Source organism: Erythrobacter sp. NFXS35 (genome assembly GCF_040148725.1).
In the GTDB taxonomy this organism is placed as follows: Bacteria; Pseudomonadota; Alphaproteobacteria; order Sphingomonadales; family Sphingomonadaceae; genus Erythrobacter.
Map to the genome: position 1 here is coordinate 546,176 of NZ_JAGDEB010000003.1, position 17,864 is coordinate 564,039.

17 protein-coding genes and 1 tRNA gene are annotated in these 17,864 nt (G+C 64.0%); 7 read left to right on the forward strand and 11 right to left on the reverse strand.

Annotation, left to right across the window (positions count from 1 at the left end):
• Nucleotides 1-16: 16 nt before the first annotated feature.
• Both clpX and J3454_RS14135 read right to left on the reverse strand, forming a co-directional pair.
• Nucleotides 17-1,282 carry an ATP-dependent Clp protease ATP-binding subunit ClpX gene (clpX, locus tag J3454_RS14130; RefSeq protein WP_349514400.1) on the reverse strand — a complete coding sequence of 422 codons (1,266 nt, stop codon included), beginning with the start codon at nt 1,280-1,282 and terminating at the stop codon, nt 17-19.
• A 198-nt stretch (nt 1,283-1,480) separates the two neighbouring features.
• On the reverse strand, nt 1,481-2,185 hold the full coding sequence (locus tag J3454_RS14135; RefSeq protein WP_349514401.1) for an ATP-dependent Clp protease proteolytic subunit: 705 nt from the start codon (nt 2,183-2,185) through the stop codon (nt 1,481-1,483).
• A gap of 181 nt (nt 2,186-2,366) precedes the next feature.
• Between J3454_RS14135 and J3454_RS14140 the strand changes: the two genes are divergently transcribed.
• The gene (locus tag J3454_RS14140) at nt 2,367-3,893 is read left to right on the forward strand and encodes an amidase (RefSeq protein WP_502878614.1); all 1,527 of its coding nucleotides are present in this window, start codon (nt 2,367-2,369) and stop codon (nt 3,891-3,893) included.
• A 20-nt stretch (nt 3,894-3,913) separates the two neighbouring features.
• Here J3454_RS14140 and tig read toward each other — a convergent pair whose 3' ends face one another.
• A complete protein-coding gene (gene tig, locus J3454_RS14145) occupies nt 3,914-5,521 on the reverse strand; it encodes a trigger factor (protein WP_349514403.1) in 1,608 nt (535 codons plus the stop codon).
• 79 nt (nt 5,522-5,600) lie between these two features.
• Nucleotides 5,601-5,685 (reverse strand) — tRNA-Leu (locus J3454_RS14150).
• 141 nt (nt 5,686-5,826) lie between these two features.
• Between J3454_RS14150 and J3454_RS14155 the strand changes: the two genes are divergently transcribed.
• The 3 genes from J3454_RS14155 (at nt 5,827) to J3454_RS14165 (ending at nt 8,121) form a co-directional block, all read left to right on the forward strand.
• The gene (locus J3454_RS14155; protein WP_349514404.1) at nt 5,827-6,138 is read left to right on the forward strand and encodes a DUF3297 family protein; all 312 of its coding nucleotides are present in this window, start codon (nt 5,827-5,829) and stop codon (nt 6,136-6,138) included.
• Nucleotides 6,139-6,214: 76 nt separating this feature from the next.
• The gene (gene der, locus J3454_RS14160) at nt 6,215-7,627 is read left to right on the forward strand and encodes a ribosome biogenesis GTPase Der (RefSeq protein WP_349514405.1); all 1,413 of its coding nucleotides are present in this window, start codon (nt 6,215-6,217) and stop codon (nt 7,625-7,627) included.
• Nucleotides 7,627-8,121: a DUF2721 domain-containing protein gene (locus tag J3454_RS14165; RefSeq protein WP_349514406.1), complete on the forward strand. Its 495-nt coding sequence runs from the start codon at nt 7,627-7,629 to the stop codon at nt 8,119-8,121. The genes der and J3454_RS14165 overlap by 1 nt, the downstream gene beginning before the upstream one ends.
• 51 nt (nt 8,122-8,172) lie before the next feature.
• Here the strand turns inward: J3454_RS14165 and J3454_RS14170 are convergent, their stop codons facing one another.
• From J3454_RS14170 to J3454_RS14190, 5 genes are all read right to left on the reverse strand, one after another.
• Nucleotides 8,173-8,637 (reverse strand): hypothetical protein, encoded by a 465-nt coding sequence (locus tag J3454_RS14170; RefSeq protein ID WP_349514407.1) that lies wholly within the window; start codon nt 8,635-8,637, stop codon nt 8,173-8,175.
• A 288-nt stretch (nt 8,638-8,925) separates the two neighbouring features.
• Nucleotides 8,926-9,408, reverse strand: coding sequence for a bacterioferritin (bfr, locus tag J3454_RS14175; RefSeq protein WP_349514408.1), 483 nt, complete (start codon nt 9,406-9,408; stop codon nt 8,926-8,928).
• A gap of 147 nt (nt 9,409-9,555) precedes the next feature.
• Nucleotides 9,556-9,747, reverse strand: a complete 192-nt coding sequence (locus J3454_RS14180) for a (2Fe-2S)-binding protein (RefSeq protein ID WP_349514409.1) — start codon at nt 9,745-9,747, stop codon at nt 9,556-9,558.
• Between the two features lie 216 nt (nt 9,748-9,963).
• Nucleotides 9,964-11,259 carry a DUF418 domain-containing protein gene (locus tag J3454_RS14185; RefSeq protein WP_349514410.1) on the reverse strand — a complete coding sequence of 432 codons (1,296 nt, stop codon included), beginning with the start codon at nt 11,257-11,259 and terminating at the stop codon, nt 9,964-9,966.
• A gap of 66 nt (nt 11,260-11,325) precedes the next feature.
• On the reverse strand, nt 11,326-12,363 hold the full coding sequence (locus tag J3454_RS14190; RefSeq protein ID WP_349514411.1) for an SPOR domain-containing protein: 1,038 nt from the start codon (nt 12,361-12,363) through the stop codon (nt 11,326-11,328).
• A 253-nt stretch (nt 12,364-12,616) separates the two neighbouring features.
• On the opposite strand from J3454_RS14190, the gene J3454_RS14195 reads away from it, so the two are divergent.
• Genes J3454_RS14195 through J3454_RS14205 form a run of 3 tightly spaced genes read left to right on the forward strand, consistent with a single transcriptional unit; the run spans nt 12,617 to nt 15,503 of the window.
• On the forward strand, nt 12,617-13,336 hold the full coding sequence (locus tag J3454_RS14195; RefSeq protein ID WP_072673181.1) for an AAA family ATPase: 720 nt from the start codon (nt 12,617-12,619) through the stop codon (nt 13,334-13,336).
• A 24-nt stretch (nt 13,337-13,360) separates the two neighbouring features.
• Nucleotides 13,361-14,083, forward strand: a complete 723-nt coding sequence (locus J3454_RS14200; RefSeq protein ID WP_349514412.1) for a type II toxin-antitoxin system HicB family antitoxin — start codon at nt 13,361-13,363, stop codon at nt 14,081-14,083.
• Nucleotides 14,084-14,129: 46 nt separating this feature from the next.
• Nucleotides 14,130-15,503, forward strand: coding sequence for a tetratricopeptide repeat protein (locus J3454_RS14205; protein WP_349514413.1), 1,374 nt, complete (start codon nt 14,130-14,132; stop codon nt 15,501-15,503).
• An 83-nt stretch (nt 15,504-15,586) separates the two neighbouring features.
• Here the strand turns inward: J3454_RS14205 and J3454_RS14210 are convergent, their stop codons facing one another.
• Together J3454_RS14210 and J3454_RS14215 are read right to left on the reverse strand one after the other, a co-directional pair.
• A complete protein-coding gene (locus J3454_RS14210) occupies nt 15,587-16,822 on the reverse strand; it encodes a dihydroorotase (protein WP_349514414.1) in 1,236 nt (411 codons plus the stop codon).
• On the reverse strand, nt 16,819-17,835 hold the full coding sequence (locus tag J3454_RS14215; protein WP_349514415.1) for an aspartate carbamoyltransferase catalytic subunit: 1,017 nt from the start codon (nt 17,833-17,835) through the stop codon (nt 16,819-16,821). The genes J3454_RS14210 and J3454_RS14215 overlap by 4 nt, the downstream gene beginning before the upstream one ends.
• Between the last annotated feature and the right edge of the window lie 29 nt (nt 17,836-17,864).

Below are 17,864 nucleotides of genomic sequence, written 5' to 3' on the forward strand. Positions count from 1 at the left end.
AGAAGCGTCTAGCGAATTACGCCGCTTCTTCCTTCTTCTCTTCGCCGCCGATCACGCGGATCGGTTCCTTCTTGCCCTCGACCACTTCCTTGTCGATCACGATCTCGGTCACGCCGTCCATGTCGGGCAGGTCGAACATCGTGTCGAGCAGCAGGCCTTCGACGATCGAGCGCAGGCCGCGCGCGCCGGTCTTGCGCTTGATCGCGCGCTCGGCAATCGCCTGGAGCGCATCGTCGGTGAAGGTCAGTTCGACATCTTCCAGCTCGAACAGCTTGCGGTACTGCTTGACCAGCGCGTTCTTCGGCTCGCTCAGGATCGTCACCAGCGCACTGATATCGAGATCGTGCAGTGTGGCGATCACCGGCAGGCGGCCGACGAATTCGGGAATCAGGCCGAACTTGAGCAGATCCTCAGGCTCGCTCTTTTCCAGCAGTTCGCCCACGCGGCGTTTGTCCGGATCGGCGACATGCGCGCCGAAGCCGATGCTGCGCTTCTGCAGACGGTCGCCGATGATCTTGTCCAGCCCGGCAAACGCGCCGCCGCAGATGAACAGGATGTTGGTTGTGTCGACCTGCAGGAATTCCTGCTGCGGATGCTTGCGCCCGCCTTGCGGCGGCACCGAGGCCGTGGTGCCCTCCATCAGCTTGAGCAGCGCCTGCTGCACGCCCTCGCCCGAAACATCGCGGGTGATCGAGGGGTTTTCGGCCTTCCGGGTGATCTTGTCGATCTCATCGATATAGACGATCCCGTGCTGGGCTTTCTCAACATTATAGTCGGACGCCTGCAGCAGCTTGAGGATGATGTTCTCCACATCCTCGCCCACATAACCCGCTTCGGTCAGCGTGGTCGCGTCGGCCATGGTGAAAGGCACATCGAAGGTGCGCGCCAGCGTCTGCGCCAGCAGCGTCTTGCCCGAGCCGGTCGGGCCGACCAGCAGGATGTTCGATTTGGCCAGCTCGACGTCGGTCGACTTGCTGGAATGCTTCAGCCGCTTGTAATGGTTGTGCACTGCGACCGAGAGCACGCGCTTGGCCCGATCCTGACCGATCACGTAATCGTTCAGGGTGGTGAAGATATCCATCGGCGTCGGGATCTCGCCTTCTTTCTTGCCGGCGATCCCTGCCTTGGTTTCCTCGCGGATGATGTCGTTGCACAGCTCGACGCATTCATCGCAGATGAACACGGTGGGGCCTGCGATAAGCTTGCGCACCTCGTGCTGCGACTTCCCGCAGAAGCTGCAATAGAGGGTGCTCTTGCTGTCGGATCCGCTCAATTTGGTCATTCCTGTGTCCTCAAATCCGCACGCGAGCGCATGGCGATGCCGCCTGCGGATTCGGTAAATGTATCTATGACACCAGATGAATCAACACATGGCGCAAGATTTAATGCCGCTGGCATGGTGCCAGCAGTGGTGAAATGCCGGAACAGCCGCGGCGTTTCGGTCGCTGTCCCGGCTCGGGGCAGGTCAAGGTTGCGCAGCTTACTCAGGCGCGCCGCCCGACCCGCTCTCGTCCCCGGTCTCATCATTTTCCGGGCGGGTTTCGAAGACCTTGTCGACGATTCCGAAGGCCTTGGCCTCCTCGGCTTCAAGGAAGGTGTCGCGGTCCATCGCCTTTTCGATTTCTTCGAGGCTGCGGCCGGTGAACTTCACATAGAGATCGTTCATGCGGCTGCGGATGCGCAGGATTTCGCGCGCCTGAATCTCGATATCCGACGCCATCCCGCGCGCGCCGCCCGAAGGCTGGTGCACCATGATTCGCGCATTGGGCAGCGCAATCCGCATCCCCGGCTCGCCCGCGGCCAGCAGGAAACTGCCCATGCTGGCGGCTTGCCCCATGCACACGGTCGACACGCGCGGCTTGATATACTGCATCGTATCGTAAATCTGGAGACCGGCGGTCACCACGCCGCCGGGCGAGTTGATGTACATGCTGATCGGCTTGGATGGATTTTCGCTCTCGAGGAACAGCAACTGCGCTGTCACGAGGCTGGCCATGCCGTCTTCGATCTGCCCGGTGACGAACACGATGCGTTCGCGCAGCAACCGGCTGAAAATGTCAAAGCTGCGTTCGCCACGGCTGGTCTGTTCGACCACCACCGGCACCAGCGCGCCCGTGTAGGGGTCGCGCGTGAACTGGCCCTGGGTGCCGTAGGTTTCGCCGGAATTGCCGAGCAGGTCGATCATGGGAGGTGGGTGTCCTTCGTCAGTGTCGAAATGGCTATGTCGGAGGCGGGTGTACAATTTCAAGAGCGTTTACCTTGTCGGCTGTGAATTGCCACCCGTCGCGAGCCCCGCGTCACAATCGGCAAAGCATGCATCGCACTTGCGTTACGGCGCAGATCGGGCAAACCTGCACGCCATGACCATGCTCATCTTCGCGCGCCGCGCGCTTCCGTTGCTGCTTGCCGGTTCCTCCGTCGCGGCGTTTGCTCAAAGTGACCAGACCCCGCCCGATCGTGAGGCGTCGGCGGAAATGCGCGCGGTCGACGAATATATTCTGCGCATTCAGGCGCTCGACGATAACGGCCCGCGGCTGAATGCAGTGATCGATTATGATCCCGCCGCTTCGGTCAAGGCGCGCCAGCAGGCTGGCGTCGGGCCACTGCGGGGGCGCACCGTACTGGTGAAGGACAATATTGAAACGGCTGAATTCCCCACCACCGCCGGCAGCCTTGCGCTGAAAGACAACATGACCGGTCGCGATGCGCCGCTGATCGCCAATCTGCGCGCAGGCGGCGGCGTGGTGCTGGGCAAGACCAACCTTTCCGAATGGGCCAATATCCGCTCCGATAATTCGAGCAGCGGGTGGAGCGCCGTCGGCGGGCTAACGAAAAACCCCTTTGCGATCGATCGTAACACCTGCGGATCATCCTCCGGCAGCGGCGCGGCGGTGGCGGCAGGCTTCGCGTGGGGGGCGATCGGTACCGAGACCAACGGCTCGATCACCTGCCCTGCCAGCATCAACGGTATTGTCGGATTCAAACCCAGCGTCGGGATTGTCAGCCGCACGCATGTGGTGCCGATTTCCAGCACGCAGGACACCGCCGGGCCGATGACACGGACGGTCTATGATGCCGCCCTGCTGCTGACTGCGATTGCGGGCGAAGACACGGCTGACGCTGTGACGCTGAAGGCGGAGCGGGTCGCCGATTACACCGCCGGTCTCGACACCGCATCGCTGCAAGGCGTCCGGATCGGGGTGATGCGCGGACAGGTGGGCAACCGCGAAGACCTGAAGGGCGTGTTCGAAACCGCGCTTGCCGACCTCGAACGTGCGGGCGCAGTGCTGGTCGACATCGACTTCAAGCCGAACGCGCAGATGTACGAAGACAGCTTCACCGTGCTGATGTTCGAACTGCGCGAGGAGATGGACAAATATCTCGCCGCCCTGCCCGCCTTCGCCGGAGAGCAGACCCCGCGAAGCCTTGCCGATCTGATCGCTTTCAACACGGCCAACGCCGATGCCGAAATGCGCTGGTTCGGGCAGGAATTGTTCGAACTGGCCGAGACCACCACCGACCGTGAAGCCTACGAAACCGCGCGCGCCAATGCGCTGCGGATTGCCGGGCCGGAAACCCTCGACACGCTGCTGGCAGACAACAACGTGCAGTTTCTGGTGGTCCCGACGCGCGGCCCGACATGGACCACCGATCTGGTCAATGGCGACAACTTCAACGGCTCGGTCGGCTTCGGCAGTCCCTCGGCGATCGCAGGCTATCCGCATCTGACGGTGCCGATGGGCGCGATCGAAGGGCTGCCGGTCGGCCTCAGCGTCATGGGCGCAAAGTGGGACGATCACGGCGTGCTGAAAGCGGGCGCCGCATACGAAAGGGCGCGGACAGCGAAACTGCCCGCGCCCACATTCCGTGCATGGCGACCGGCGGAGCGGTAAACGCTCCGCCTTTCGCGCGATTACTTCTTGGCAGCGGCCTTCTTTGCAGGCGCTTTCTTGGCTGCGGGCTTTTCCGCAGGCTCGGCAGCAGCTGCCTTCTTGGCCGGGGCCTTCTTGGCCGCAGGCTTGGCTTCCGCTGCGTCTTCCGACTTCTTGGCGGAAGCCTTCTTCGCCGGGGCCTTTTTGGCAGCAGGCTTTTCTTCAGCAGGCTTGTCTTCGGCAGCCGCTTGTTCGGCCTTCTTCGCCGGAGCCTTCTTCTTGGCAGCAGCCTTCTTGGGCGCAGGTGCGGGTTCGGCGGTTTCTTCCGCCTCGATCGCGGCCTGAAGCTCCTCGACGGTCACTTCGCGTTCCGTCACTTCCGCCTTGTCGAACAGGAAGTCGACGACCTTGTCTTCGTATAGCGGCGCGCGCAGCTGGGCGGCGGCCATCGGCTCGGACTGGATATATTCGACGAACCGCTGGCGATCTTCCGGGCGATACTGCTGGGCACCCTGCTGGATCAGCATGGACATTTCCTGCTGGCTCACCTCGACGCCATTGGCCTGACCGATTTCGGACAGCAACAGGCCCAGACGCACACGGCGCTCGGCGATTGCCTTGTATTCGTCCTTCTCGTCCTCGATCTGCTTCAGCGCAGCCGCAGGATCCTCGTCATTCGCGGCTTCCTGCTGAAGCTGCTGCCAGATCTGGGCGAATTCCGCCTCGACCATCGTGCCGGGCACTTCGAAGCTGTGGCCGGCTGCCAACTGATCGAGCAGCGCGCGCTTCATCTGCGTGCGGGTGAGGCCGGCGGTCTGCTGTTCCAGCTGCGCCTTCATGATGTCCTTGAGCTTTTCGAGGCTGTCGAGGCCGAGGCTCTTGGCGAAATCTTCGTCGATCTGGGTTTCGGTTTCGACCTTCACCGCCTTCACGGTGATATCGAAGGTGGCATCCTTGCCCGCCAGATGTTCGGCCTGATATTCGGCCGGGAAGGTGACGGTGATAGTCTTTTCCTGACCGGTCTTCACGCCCACCAGCTGCTCTTCGAAACCGGGAATGAAGGTGCCCGAACCCAGCACCAGAGCCGCATCTTCGGCCTTGCCGCCTTCGAACTCGACCCCGTCCAGCTTGCCGACGAAATCGATGATCAGCTGATCGCCGTCCGCCGCCTTCTTGGTCTTGGCCGCGTCCTTGTAGCTCTTGTTCTGTCCGGCGATCCCGGCCAGCGCCTCCTCGATCTGCGCGTCGGTCACCGGCACGGTCAGCTTTTCCAGCGTGATCCCGTCGATGCTCGGCGCTTCGATCACGGGCAGCACTTCCAGGCTGACGGTGATTTCGGCGTCCTTGCCCTGCTGGTAATCGTCGCCCAGCGCGATCTGCGGCTGCATCGCGGGGCGCAAAGCTTCGTCGCGCATCAGCTTGTCGACCGATTCGCTGATGGTGTCGTTCACCACCTGCGCGTGCAGGGCTTCGCCGTGCATCTTCTTGACGAGGTTGGCGGGCACCTTGCCCGGACGAAAGCCGGGCATCCGCACTTGCGGTGCCACCTTCTTGATCTCGGCGTCGATCTTCGCGGTGAGATCGGCGGCGGGAATCGTGATCAGATAGGCGCGCTTGAGCCCTTCATTGACGGTCTGCTTGGTTTGCATAGGGACTGGTCTGAAGCCTTCTTGCCAAAAAATTCGTGGGTACGGCCCCATCCATGACAAATGCATTCCGGGGCGAATTTGGTGCGGGCGAAGGGACTCGAACCCCCACATCTTGCGATACCAGAACCTAAATCTGGCGCGTCTACCAATTTCGCCACGCCCGCATGCCCGAACGAAGCCGCGCGGGAAGCGTTGGCCACCCGCGCGTATCAGTCGCCGCCCTTATCCCCCTCAAGCCAAAAGGGCAAGCGCAACACGCCTGAAGGCGCTTGAAGGCGGGGAGATTGGCGATTAAAGGCGCAGCGATGAGCGATCAACCTTCCCAAACCACACCCGCGGCGAACACCGGCCCGGATGTCCCGCCCGATCACCTCTCGGTCAACCCAAAGAGCCCGTTCTTCGACGCTGAGAAACTCCAGCGCGGTATCGGTATCCGGTTCAAGGACCGGGTGCGCACCGATGTCGAGGAGTATTCGATCTCCGAAGGCTGGGTGCGGGTGCAGGCGGGCAAGGCGGTCGATCGCAAGGGCCAGCCGCTGACGATCAAGCTCACCGGCCCGGTCGAGGCATGGTACGAGGATCTCGGCGACAACCCGCCGGTCGCCCGCAAGAATTAGGTCGCGAAGGTCAGGCGCTGGCCCACACGTCCGCGCCGCTTGCCAAATCGGGGATTTGCGCCCACTTGGCGGCGATATGTCCTCCCTGAAGAAGCCCGAAGTCGTCATCATCGGCCGACCAAATGTCGGCAAGTCCACGCTGTTCAACCGGCTGGTGGGCAAGAAGCTCGCCCTCGTCGACGATCAGCCCGGTGTCACGCGCGACCGGCGGATGGGCGATGCCGATATTGCCGGCCTGCAATTCACCGTGGTCGATACCGCAGGGTGGGAGGACGAGGACGCCCACACTCTGCCCGGCCGGATGCGGATGCAGACCGAGGCCAGCCTCGAAGGCGCCGACGCGGCGCTGTTCGTGATCGATGCGCGTGCCGGGCTGACCCCACTCGACGAGGAAATCGGGCGCTACCTGCGCGAACAATCCGTGCCTGTCGTTGTCGTCGCCAACAAGGCCGAAGGGTCTGCGGGCGAACACGGCGTGATCGAATCCTACGCGCTGGGCCTCGGCGATCCGGTGCCGCTGTCGGCGGAGCATGGCGAAGGCATTGCCGACCTGTTCGGCGGCCTCTTTCCTATCATCGGCAACCAGGCCGACCTGTATGAAGAAGCGCAGGTAATCGAAGCGGCCTATGCCGCGTCGATGGGCGAGGATGACCGCCCGTCCGGCCCGCTGAAGCTCGCCATCGTCGGCCGGCCCAATGCGGGCAAATCGACGCTCATCAACCGCCTGCTGGGCGAAGACCGGCTGCTGACCGGGCCGGAGGCGGGCATTACCCGCGATTCGATTGCGATCGACTGGAAGTGGACCGACCCGAAGACCGGCGAGGTTCGCGATATCCGCCTGATCGACACCGCCGGGATGCGCAAGAAGCGCAATGTCACCGAAAAGCTCGAAAAGCTCTCGGTCGCCGATGCCAAGCGCGCGGTGGATTTCGCCGAGGTCGTGGTGCTGCTGCTCGATGCGACGCAGGGTCTGGAACATCAGGATCTCAAGATCGCCAGCCACGTCCTCGAAGAAGGCCGCGCGCTGATGATCGCGATCAACAAGTGGGACGTGGCCGAAGGCGCGAGCGGCCTGTTCAACGGCATCCGCGGCGCGCTGGATGATGGCTTGGCGCAGGTTCGCGGACTCCCCCTGTTCGCTGTGTCGGCCAAGACCGGCAAGGGGCTGGACCAGATGCTCGGCGGCGCGTTCGAACTGCGGGACAGCTGGTCGAAGCGCGTCTCGACCGCCGCACTCAACCGCTGGTTCGATGATGCGCTCGAAGCCAATCCGCCGCCCGCACCCGGCGGCAAGCGGATCAAGCTGCGTTACATCACGCAGGCGGGCACGCGACCGCCGCGTTTCGTGATCTTCGGCAGCCGTCTTGATCAACTGCCCACCAGTTACGAACGCTATCTCGTCAACGGCATCCGCGCCAAGCTCGGTTTCGATGCAGTGCCGGTGCGGGTGACGCTCAAATCCGCCAAGAACCCTTACGCCAAAGACTGATGCTGCTCGATCTCCTAGCCGCCACCGCGCAATCGCCCTTCGCGTTCGAAATCCTTGAGCGGACCGCCTCCACCCCCCGCGTGCAGCAGGTGGTGCAGCTGAGCCTTGCGCCGGCATTCCTATTGTCCGGCATCGGCGCGATCATGAACGTCATCATGAGCCGCATGATCTGGATCGCCCAGAGGATCGAGAAGATCGAGGATGCCAGCGAAGGCCAGCCGACCGACCGGCTGACACGCGAACTGGGTTGGCTGACGCGCCGCCGCCGTCTGGCGCAGGCAGCCATCATGTTCTCGACCGCCTCTGCCGTGATCATCAGCGCAGTCATCGGCCTGTTGTTCGTCTCGGCCTACATCACCGCGCAGATTGGCACGCTCATCGCCTTTCTGTGGGTGCTGACAATGGCGCTGCTGGTATCCGGTCTTGCGTTTTTCCTGCTGGAAACCCGGCTTGCCGCTCTGGGACACCGCGACAGGGAAAGGGACCGCGCATGAAGCCGGGGCAGAGCACCGCTGCTCCGCCCCGGCCCGGTCAACGTGCGTTCGTCACTTGATCATCTTCACTTCGCGCAGAAGGTAAGTCCCCTGGATCGTACGGATCTGGTTGTAGAGATCGAGCACGGTCTTGTTTGACTGGTCGATCTTTGTCTTGCCGTATTCCTCCATGAACTTCATGTAGCGCGCCTTGCTCGGTCCCATCATTTCGGTGTTCGGGAAGGTGACCCGCAAGACCATGTTGAACTCGTTCTCGCCATAGGGAACGCCGTAGATGCCGTAGCTGCTGACGTAGCCCAGCTTCTTCTGCATCTCGTTGGCGGCGACCCATGTCGACTTCAACCCTTCGAGATAGGTGTCGAACTGCCCTTCATCGACCTTCACGAAGGTCAGTTCGATGACTTCCTCGGCCGGTTCGTAATCCTCGTAGACTTCCATCTGCGCCGCGGCGGGCACCGCCATCGCCAAAGCTGCCGCGACGATGCCGCCGCCGATCATGTTCTTGATAGCTTTCATTGGTATTCCCCTACTTGCGTGTCTGGTGGCAAGAGGAGGTGCCCCGTCAATCGGGAAGCGCCGCACACCTTCTTCGGGGCACGGCGCTGATCCAGGACTCAGGTCTGATCCAATCTCCACCCCCACGGCAATAGTGTGGGAGCGACAAAGCGTGGTCAAATGCAGGACCGGGTCAGAACCGTCAAAAAAGCGTCAATTCGTAACCGCTGCAAAGCCCCTGACAATAAACGGCCCGCAACCAGGTTGCGGGCCGTCTGGATCGAAAGGCCGCAGAGGCGGCAAACCGGTTCAGCTGTCGCCAGCGGGTGCGCTTTGCAGCTGGACGTAATTGTGCAGCCCCATGCGATCGATCATCTCGAACTGGGTCTCTAGGAAGTCGACGTGCTCTTCCTCGTTCTTGAGGATGTCCTCGAACAGCCCGGCCGAGGTGTGATCCTTGACGCTGCGGGCATATTCCGCCGCATCTTTGAGCAGCGGGATCGCTTCGTGTTCGAGTGCGAGGTCGGCGCGCAGCACTTCCTCGACATTCTCGCCCACCTTCAGCTTGTGGATCGCCTGAAAGTTGGGCAGCGCTTCGAGAAACAGGATGCGTTCGGCCAGCTTGTCGGCGTGCTCCATCTCCTCGATCGATTCATGCCGCTCATAGGCCGCCAGCTTCTTGAGGCCCCAATTGTCGAGCACGCGGTAATGCAGCCAGTACTGGTTGATCGCGGTCAGCTCGTTGGTGAGCGCCGCGTTGAGATATTCGATGACTTTGGGATCGCCCTTCATGGCGGTTCCTCCTTGCGACAGATCAAAGCGCCTTGTGGCGTTACGCCCTAGATAGGCGCTGCAGGGCTGTGTCCGCAAGGGGCGGCAAAGACTTTTTCTTTGTGAATCAGCGGGTTGCGAGAGGTTCGCAATCGCGGGTGGCGGAGCCTATAGTGCGAATTCCTTGCAGCAGGCGGCTGCGCGCTCCTCGTCGATAATTTCCTGTGCTTCGTCAAGACATTGGCCGCAATTGGGCCGCTTGCCGAGCGTGGCGTAAGTCGCTTCGGCGTCGCCTTCGCAACTGACGGCCGCCTGACGCAAGTCAGTTTCACGGATGGCATTGCAGATACAGATGTACATGGCCGCCGAATCACTCCTGCGAGGCGTTTGCAGAAGCAATGTATGCGAGTTATTCTCAATAACAACTGTTTTGTGCGCCGCATCGCATCCGCGATGCGAAATCCTCGCTCATGCGACCTGAAGGCCGCGTCGCTGCGGACGCGCGGTCGCGCTTGCAGTCGCCTTCGGCGACTGTTCCAGTACCTTTCGGGGGGGTCTTCCTCGGGCGCTTGACCCTCACTTCTTCAGCGGAAACATCTGCCGGTAGGTCAGGCAGCGCCACAGCCATTCGAGCGGGCCGTAGCGATAGCGGTCGAGCCATGGCTTCGACCAGGCCAGCATCAACACCCAGGTCAGCGCCACGACGATGTAGAGCTGCGGGCGGTTCAATTCGCCGAACAGCCCCAGCGCCCAGCCGTGGAACACGAACATCATCACAATCGACGTGCCGAGGTAATTGGTGAACGCGGCCCGTCCCGCAGCGCGCACCCGGTCGCCCAACCAGCCGGTTGCCGAGGGCGCATAAGCCACCAGCAGCGCCGCCAGCCCAAGCACCATCCAGAGGCGCGGCAGCGGGCTCCAGCCGACGAAAGCGGCCAGCGTGCCGTAGTAACTGAACCCATCTGCCTGCATCGCCAATCCGATCGCCAGATGCGCCAGCCCGCCGAGAAGCACCCCTACCCAGCCCCACAGCAGCAGCTTGCTGCGGGCGAATCCACCGCTGAAGAAGCCCATCCGGTACAGCGCCATTCCCAGCAGCATCAGCGGCAACGTTTCGAACCCGAACAACAGTGCATTGGTCAGCGGCTCACTCCATTGTTCGGTCAGCCGGTGCATCACCAACGTGCCGTAATCGCCCGCAGCGATCGCGGCGTTCGGCACTTCGCCGCGAGCGAGCGTTTCCTGCATGCCGCTCTCCAGCCCGGCGCGCGCATCCGCCATTTCGGAACTGTCCCCCAGCGCGCCCGACATGACCACCCATGGCATCGACATCGCGGCGGCATAGAACAAAACACCCCCCATGTAGCCCGCCAAGCCAAGACCGAGTTGGGCCTTGATGCTCCAGCGGATACAGGCGAGCGCGACGAAGCCGAACAGCGCATAATAGAACAGGATGTCGCCCGGCCAGATGAAGAAGAAATGCACCATCCCGAAAATCATCAGGATCAACAATCGCCACGCCTGCAGCTTGCGAGTGGCCCCGCGCGCCCAAGCTTTTTCCATGAACAGGTACAGGCCTGCACCGAACAGCAGGGTGAACAGCCCGCGCATCTTGCCGTCGATCAGAATGAACTGCGCGATCCACATCCACCCGCCTGGATCCCCCGGATCGGTCTGGAACGCGGAGGGATACATGTAGGCGTCGAACGGCTGGCCATAGCCGACGATGTTGGCGGCAAGGATGCCGAGCACGGCAAAGCCGCGAATGAAGTCGAGCGCGGCTATGCGCTCACCCAGCGGGACCGGGGCGACAGCCAACTGCGCTTTGCCGGGCATTTCCTGCTTTGCCTGCGCGCTTGCCGCATCGCTCATGGCTAATCGCACCGCCTTTCTTGGAACGGGGCAATCTAGCAAATCAGGATCTTAAGGAAAGCCCGCTCAGCCTTGCCCGGCGACCATGCAGCCTTGCCCCTGCCGCTTGAGGCTGGCGCAAGCCTGCTGGGCGGCGGCCTTGCTGGCGAAGCCGGTCGCGAGCAGCCGGGTAACCTTGCCGCTCGGGATCAGAGTTTTGGTCGTTCCGGCAAGTGCGGGCTTTGCGGACAGCCGGTTCCACAAGCGATCGGCATTGCCCGCCACCCCGAACGCGCCGAGTTGCACCCGCCAGTTGCCGGCCGGCCGGTTGGCCGGGGCCGAAGCGGAGGCAGCAACAGGGGCCGTCCGAACCGGAGCGGCGGCGGCCACAGTGACCGATGCCGGGACAGGAGAAGGTGCCGGCGCGGGAACCGCCGCCGCAGCCGGAGCCGAAGTGGTCAGCACCGCCGGGCGCGCCTGGGCTGCAACCGGCGCCGCCTGGCCAGACCCGAGTTCGGCCGCGGTCAAATCGGCACTGCGCCGGGCTTGCGCCGCGGCTTCGAGCTGGCGGGCGAGCGATTGGGCCTGCTGGCGCTGCACCAGCGGAACGAATTGGTCCATCTGGGCCACGGCATCCTGCGCCTGCGGCAAGCCCTGCCCTTGCGCCAAAGTCATCAGCGCATAGGCACGCACCCAGTCGCGCGGGGCGAAATCTGCGTTGAAGTGCGACAGCCCCAGCACATACTGCGCGCGCGGATCGCCGCGATCGGATGCGGCGCGAATCAGCGGCATCGCCTTTTCCTGCTCGCCTTCCTGAAACAGCATCAGCCCGTAATTGTCGGCGGCTTTCAGGTGACCGCGCCTCGCGGCTTCCTCGTAAAGACTGCGTGCGCGGGCATTATCGGCATCGACCCCGCGTCCGAGGCGATAGGCCTGCGCCAGATTGAACAGCGCATCGGCATCGCCCGCAGCTGCAGGCTCCTGCCATTCGACCACCGCACGGGTGAAATCGCCATCGCTCCAGGCATCAACCCCGGCCTTCACATCGGCATGCAACGGGGCGGCAGCCAGCGCCAGCAGCGCTGTTGCCATCATCGCTTTCGTTCCTGACGTCTTCATAGTCATCACGCTCCTCGCAACATCCTGTGCGTCCTTGCTGGCGCTTTATTAAGCACAATAGAGTTAGCAAATGCTTGCCGGGCGGCCAGACGCCCCCTGCGGCGCGTGGAAGTACGGCCTGCTCGCTGTCCCGATCACAGCAAAGCGCGCGGCCTTAACCCAAAATTAGGGGTATCCTGCGATCCCTTGGACATCCAGCCGCTAGTCGAGGTCGCAATAGGGTGATCCGGCGCGGAGTTTATCCAGGGGGACCCAGGCGTTGCGTGTACTCGCTTTGGCATCGCAGAAAGGCGGATCGGGGAAGACCACCCTGTCCGGACATCTCGCCGTCCAGGCACAGCGTGCGGGCGCAGGCCCGGTCGTGCTGATCGATATCGATCCGCAGGGCTCGCTGGCCGACTGGTGGAACGAGCGCGAGGCGGAATATCCCGCCTTCGCCCAGACCACCGTCTCGCGGCTTGCAAACGATCTTCAGGTGCTGCGTCAGCAGGGCTTCAAGCTGGCGGTGATCGATACCCCGCCGGCGATCACCATGGCGATCCAGTCAGTCATTCAGGTGGCCGAACTGATCGTGGTGCCGACCCGGCCTTCTCCACACGATCTGCGCGCCGTGGGTGCCACCGTCGACCTGTGCGAACGCGCGGGCAAGCCGCTGGTGTTCGTCGTCAATGCGGCGACGCCCAAGGCCAAGATCACGTCCGAAGCCGCTGTCGCGCTGTCGCAGCACGGCACGGTTGCGCCGATCACGCTGCATCACCGCACCGATTTCGCCGCCTCGATGATCGATGGTCGCACAGTGATGGAAGTCGATCCCGAAGGCCGCAGCGCCGCCGAGATCGCCGCATTGTGGCGTTATATTGCCGATCGGCTGGAAAAGAATTTCCGCCGCACCGTATTTGCGCCCGCCCCCAATGGCGCGGTGCAGATGGGCGGCGTCCCGCGTCCGGCCGGGGGCTTCGGTCGCCGGGTGGCGCAGTAAGCGCGGGATAGAGGAACAAGGACAATGTCCGAAGCCGGTTTTGCCTCTCTTGGTCCCATGCTGCTGGCCCGCAAGGGCGGCGCCAAGCCCGCGATGCGTCCGCAGGTCGCGCCGCTGGTTGCGGACGAAGCGGAAATCGCAGCGCTCGCCGATGAACAGCTCGAAGATCTCGGCTGGAACGACATGGGCGATGGCGGCGACGACAGCGATAACGAAAACGGCGCCGACGTGGTGCCGATCAATGCTGCGGTGGCCGCTTCCGAATCCGCCACTTCAGAAAGCCCGATCATCCGCCGTCAGCAACGTCGACTCGAAGAGCGCGTTCTGGCCGAAGCCGTGATGACCGGCCCCGAGGACGAATCGGAAGAAACATCCGATCTCTCTGCCACAGACGCCGACTACGATAACGCGGGGGAAGAGGGGTACGACGAGGCGGAAGAAGACGGCGAGGCTTTCGACGACGAATATAGTGAAGCCGCTTATGCGCCCATCGCACCCACTCCCGCTGCAACACCTGTCGTGCGGAAAGTGCCAGCCCAGCGCGTTCTGAATCGCACGGCGCAGAGCACCAACGAGCGCCGCGCCGCATTCACTTTGCGGCTCGACCCGGAACGCCATCTCAAGTTGCGCCTCGCCGCCACCATGCAGGGCGTCAGTGCGCAGGTGCTGCTGACCGAGGCGCTCGACGCGATGCTCGCTCAATATGACGACCTCGACGTGATCGCCGCCCACCTCAAACGCCACTGATACCGACCGCAACCGACCCAGCAGATTGAACAGGGGAAGCAAGACCATGGACCGCAGCATCAAGACCGGCCTCACCACGCCGCGCCTCGCGCTGGCCGTCACGACCGCATTGGCCGGGTTCGCGCTCGCGGGATGCAGCACTTCTACTGCACCGCGCGCCGACGTGTCGTTCTCGAATGCGCAAGTCGCACTTCAGAAGGGCCAGACCGACAAAGCGATAGCGCATGGCGAAGCCGCCGTGCTGGCCGAACCGCGCAACCCCGGTTTCCGGGCGCTGCTGGGTGCTGCCTACATGGAGGCCGGACGCTTCGATTCCGCCGCGACCAGCTTCGGCGATGCGCTCGACCTTGGCGACGAAGACCCGCGTACGGTGCTGAGTTTTGCGCTCGCCAAGGCCGCGCTTGGTGAAAGCCAGGCGTCGGTCCAGGTGCTGGACGAATATGCCCGCCTGATCGATCCGGCCGACCTCGGCCTTGCCTACGCCTTGGCCGGTCAGCCGCAACGCGGCGTGCACGTGCTGCTCAACGCGGTGCGCGGCAGCGAAAAGGCGACTCCCAAGCTGCGCCAGAACCTCGCCTACACCTATGCGCTGGCCGGTGACTGGCGCATGGCGCAGGTTATGGCGGCAGAAGACGTGCCCGCCGACCAGCTCGATGCCCGCTTGGCCGAATGGGCGACCATGGCCGCACCTGAACATTTCCAGCGGCGCGTCGCTGCGATGCTCGACGTCACGCCGCGCGCGGATGATGGCCAGCCTCAGCAACTCGCGCTCGCCAACTTCCCGGCGCAGGACGTGATGTTTGCCGAAGCCGCCGCGCAGGCCGATCTGCCGGTGGTGCCGGAAATCGCCTCTGCGCCAGCGCCAGCGTTGGCTTCGAACACCGGCAAGGCGGCACAGCAGCCAAGCTTTGCCGAAGCTTTCGCCCCCTCCCCTACCGCGGCTCCCGTTGCTGCTAAGGCACCGGTTGCCCGTGCATCGGGCGTTCGCTTTGTCTCCAATCCGGTGGTGCAGCAATTGCCCGCCGGCCGCGAACGCGCCGCACCGCGCGCCGCCGCATCCTCGCAGCGCCGCATGGCCGCGACTGCGGCGCCGGCTGCTCGCGTGGTGAACGACAAGGCTGCCGCAACGCACCTCGTCCAGCTCGGCTCCTACGACAACAAGGTCGAGGCAACCCGCGGCTGGACCGTGCTCAAGCGCAAGTTCCCGGAACTGAAGGACCACGATGTCGTCATCACCGAAGCGGTGGTGAACGGACGCACCTTCTGGCGCGTGGCCGCTGCCGGGTTCGGCGCGATGAGCGCGAAAAGCATGTGCGGTTCGGTCAAATCGGCCGGGCGCGGATGCTTTGCCTACGCGGCCACCAACCCGCCTGCAGGCGCGGTCGACAAGGGCGTGCGGATGGCCTCGCGCACGCGCTGATTTCCCCTGCGATCACGCAGTGAAACGCCCCCGGGGAGCAGCGGCTCACCGGGGGCGTTTTGCCATGCCATCTCTGCCGAAACTCAGGCGGCGACCTTCACCCCGCCCTTCCACAGGCCGAGCACGCGGCCTTGCGCGCCCTGCCGGTCGAACGGGGTGTTGTCGGCGGTGGCCTCCATCTTGCGGCGGTCGATGATCCACGGCGCATCAGCGTCGATCAGCGCCAGATCGGCTTCGTATCCTTCCGCAAGCACGCCGGCCGCAACGCCGAGCAGGCGGGCAGGATTGCGGGCGGTGAGATCGAATGCGCGGGCCGTGTCGATCACTTCGTCGCGCACCAGATTAAGTGTCATCGCCAGCAACGTCTCGGCCCCGGCCATGCCTGGCGCGGCATCGGCGAAAGGCAGGCGCTTGTCTTCTGGCCCGCGCGGATCGTGGCCGCTGGCGATCACGTCTACCGTGCCATCGGCGATTGCCGCCCGCGCCGCTTGCCGATCAGCCTCACTGCGCAAGGGCGGCGCAATGCGGGCGAAGGTGCGGTAATCGGCGGTCGCAAGGTCGGACAGCATGAAATGCGCGGGCGTGATCCCGCAAGTAACAGGCAGCCCCCGCGCCTTGGCAGCGCGCACCAGATGGAACCCTTGCGCAGTGGTCACCTGCCGGAAGTGGAGCCGTGCGCCCGCCAGTTCGGCAAGCCCAATGTCGCGGGCGATGGCCAGCGCCTCGGCCTCGGCAGGCGCGGCGGGCAGGCCGAGCCGGGTCGCGATCTCGCCCGCGGTCGCCACGGCGCTGCCCGCCAGCCCGGAATCCTCGGCATGGGCGACCACCACCAGATCAAGCATCGCGGCATATTGCAGCAGCCGCAGCATCACGCCCGAATCCGCGATCCAGCGCCTCCCGGTGGCGATCCCGCGCGCGCCAGCTTGCTGCATCAGCGCCAATTCGGCCAATTCTGCGCCCTCCAGCCCTCGCGTCGCGGCGGCCAGCGGATGCACCCACAGATCGGGCTTGCCGCTCTTGGCAATGAAGCCGACCCGGCTCGGCAGATCGAGCGGGGGCGATTGATCGGGCATCAGCGCCGCACGGGTAATCCCACCGAAATGGAACGCGGGCTTGTCGACCGCGAACACGCCCAGATCGACCAGCCCCGGCGCGATCAGCCTGCCGCGCGCGTCCAGCGCCGCGTCGCCATCCTGCGCGGTGACGTCCGGTCCAAGCGCCGCGATTACCCCGTCGGCGCAGCGGATCGCGCCGCGCACAATGCCCGCAGGCGTGACTAACTGCGCGTTGGTGATGGTCAGAGGCTGTGCCTGCTTCATGTCCAGCCCTCCACGCCGCGCGCCCCGCGCGTCAGGATATCGAGGCAGGCCATGCGAATCGCCACGCCCATCTCCACCTGCCGCGTGATCAGCGAGCGGGTGTCCATGTCGGCAACCTCGCTATCGATCTCCACACCTCGGTTCATCGGCCCGGGATGCATCACCAGCGCCTCGGCATCGGCGAGCGCCAGCCGCGCTTTCGTGAGGCCGTAAAGGTGGCGGTATTCGCGCGCCGAGGGGATGAACTGCCCGCTCATTCGTTCGGCTTGCAGGCGCAGCATCATCACCACGTCCGCGCCTTTGATTGCGGCATCGAAGTTGTGGAACACGCTGACCCCCATCGCTTCGATCCCGCCGGGCATCAGCGCAGGCGGCGCGCAGACCCGCACATCGGCCCCCAGCGCGGTCAGGCACAGGATATTCGACCGCGCCACCCGGCTGTGCAGGATATCGCCGCAGATCACGACCTTGAGCCCGGTGAAATCCTCGGACGCCTCGCCGCGTTCGTCGAGCGCATGGCGCAAGGTGAGCGCATCCAGCAGCGCCTGCGTCGGGTGTTCGTGGCTGCCGTCGCCTGCGTTCAGAACCGGACAATCGACCTTGTCGGCGATCAGCCCGGTCGCGCCGGACGAACCATGCCGGATCACAATCGCATCGGCGCGCATCGCGTTCAGCGTGATCGCGGTATCGATCAGGGTCTCGCCCTTCTTCACGCTGGAGGTGGCGGCGTGCATGTTGACCACGTCCGCGCCCAACCGCTTGCCCGCGATTTCGAACGATAACAGCGTGCGGGTCGAATTCTCGAAGAAGGCGTTGATGATGGTGAGGCCCGACAGCAGATCAGTGTGCTTGGCGCTCTGCCGGTTCAGTTCGACCCACTGTTCGGCCTGATCCAGCAGGTAGAGGATCTCGTGCCGTTCAAGCTGGCTGATGGCGGTGAGGTCGCGGTGCGGAAAGGCCATGCGCCCCGCCGGAAAGCGGCCCGAAGGCGCTGAAAGATCGTTCGCACTCATTAAAGCGATGCCTTTAGTCGAGCGTGGTG

What these genes read in the sequence shown, in the direction of transcription:
- J3454_RS14155 (WP_349514404.1), top strand. Translation starts at nt 5,827, where the DNA reads ATGAGCGATCAACCTTCCCAAACCACACCCGCGGCGAACACCGGCCCG.
- J3454_RS14190 (WP_349514411.1), bottom strand. Translation starts at nt 12,363, where the DNA reads ATGACTATGAAGACGTCAGGAACGAAAGCGATGATGGCAACAGCGCTG.
- J3454_RS14135 (WP_349514401.1), bottom strand. Translation starts at nt 2,185, where the DNA reads ATGATCGACCTGCTCGGCAATTCCGGCGAAACCTACGGCACCCAGGGC.
- J3454_RS14210 (WP_349514414.1), bottom strand. Translation starts at nt 16,822, where the DNA reads ATGAAGCAGGCACAGCCTCTGACCATCACCAACGCGCAGTTAGTCACG.
- bfr (WP_349514408.1), bottom strand. Translation starts at nt 9,408, where the DNA reads ATGAAGGGCGATCCCAAAGTCATCGAATATCTCAACGCGGCGCTCACC.
- J3454_RS14215 (WP_349514415.1), bottom strand. Translation starts at nt 17,835, where the DNA reads ATGAGTGCGAACGATCTTTCAGCGCCTTCGGGCCGCTTTCCGGCGGGG.
- J3454_RS14185 (WP_349514410.1), bottom strand. Translation starts at nt 11,259, where the DNA reads ATGAGCGATGCGGCAAGCGCGCAGGCAAAGCAGGAAATGCCCGGCAAA.
- J3454_RS14200 (WP_349514412.1), top strand. Translation starts at nt 13,361, where the DNA reads ATGTCCGAAGCCGGTTTTGCCTCTCTTGGTCCCATGCTGCTGGCCCGC.
- der (WP_349514405.1), top strand. Translation starts at nt 6,215, where the DNA reads ATGTCCTCCCTGAAGAAGCCCGAAGTCGTCATCATCGGCCGACCAAAT.
- J3454_RS14170 (WP_349514407.1), bottom strand. Translation starts at nt 8,637, where the DNA reads ATGAAAGCTATCAAGAACATGATCGGCGGCGGCATCGTCGCGGCAGCT.
- J3454_RS14205 (WP_349514413.1), top strand. Translation starts at nt 14,130, where the DNA reads ATGGACCGCAGCATCAAGACCGGCCTCACCACGCCGCGCCTCGCGCTG.
- clpX (WP_349514400.1), bottom strand. Translation starts at nt 1,282, where the DNA reads ATGACCAAATTGAGCGGATCCGACAGCAAGAGCACCCTCTATTGCAGC.
- J3454_RS14165 (WP_349514406.1), top strand. Translation starts at nt 7,627, where the DNA reads ATGCTGCTCGATCTCCTAGCCGCCACCGCGCAATCGCCCTTCGCGTTC.
- J3454_RS14140 (WP_502878614.1), top strand. Translation starts at nt 2,367, where the DNA reads ATGCTCATCTTCGCGCGCCGCGCGCTTCCGTTGCTGCTTGCCGGTTCC.
- tig (WP_349514403.1), bottom strand. Translation starts at nt 5,521, where the DNA reads ATGCAAACCAAGCAGACCGTCAATGAAGGGCTCAAGCGCGCCTATCTG.
- J3454_RS14180 (WP_349514409.1), bottom strand. Translation starts at nt 9,747, where the DNA reads ATGTACATCTGTATCTGCAATGCCATCCGTGAAACTGACTTGCGTCAG.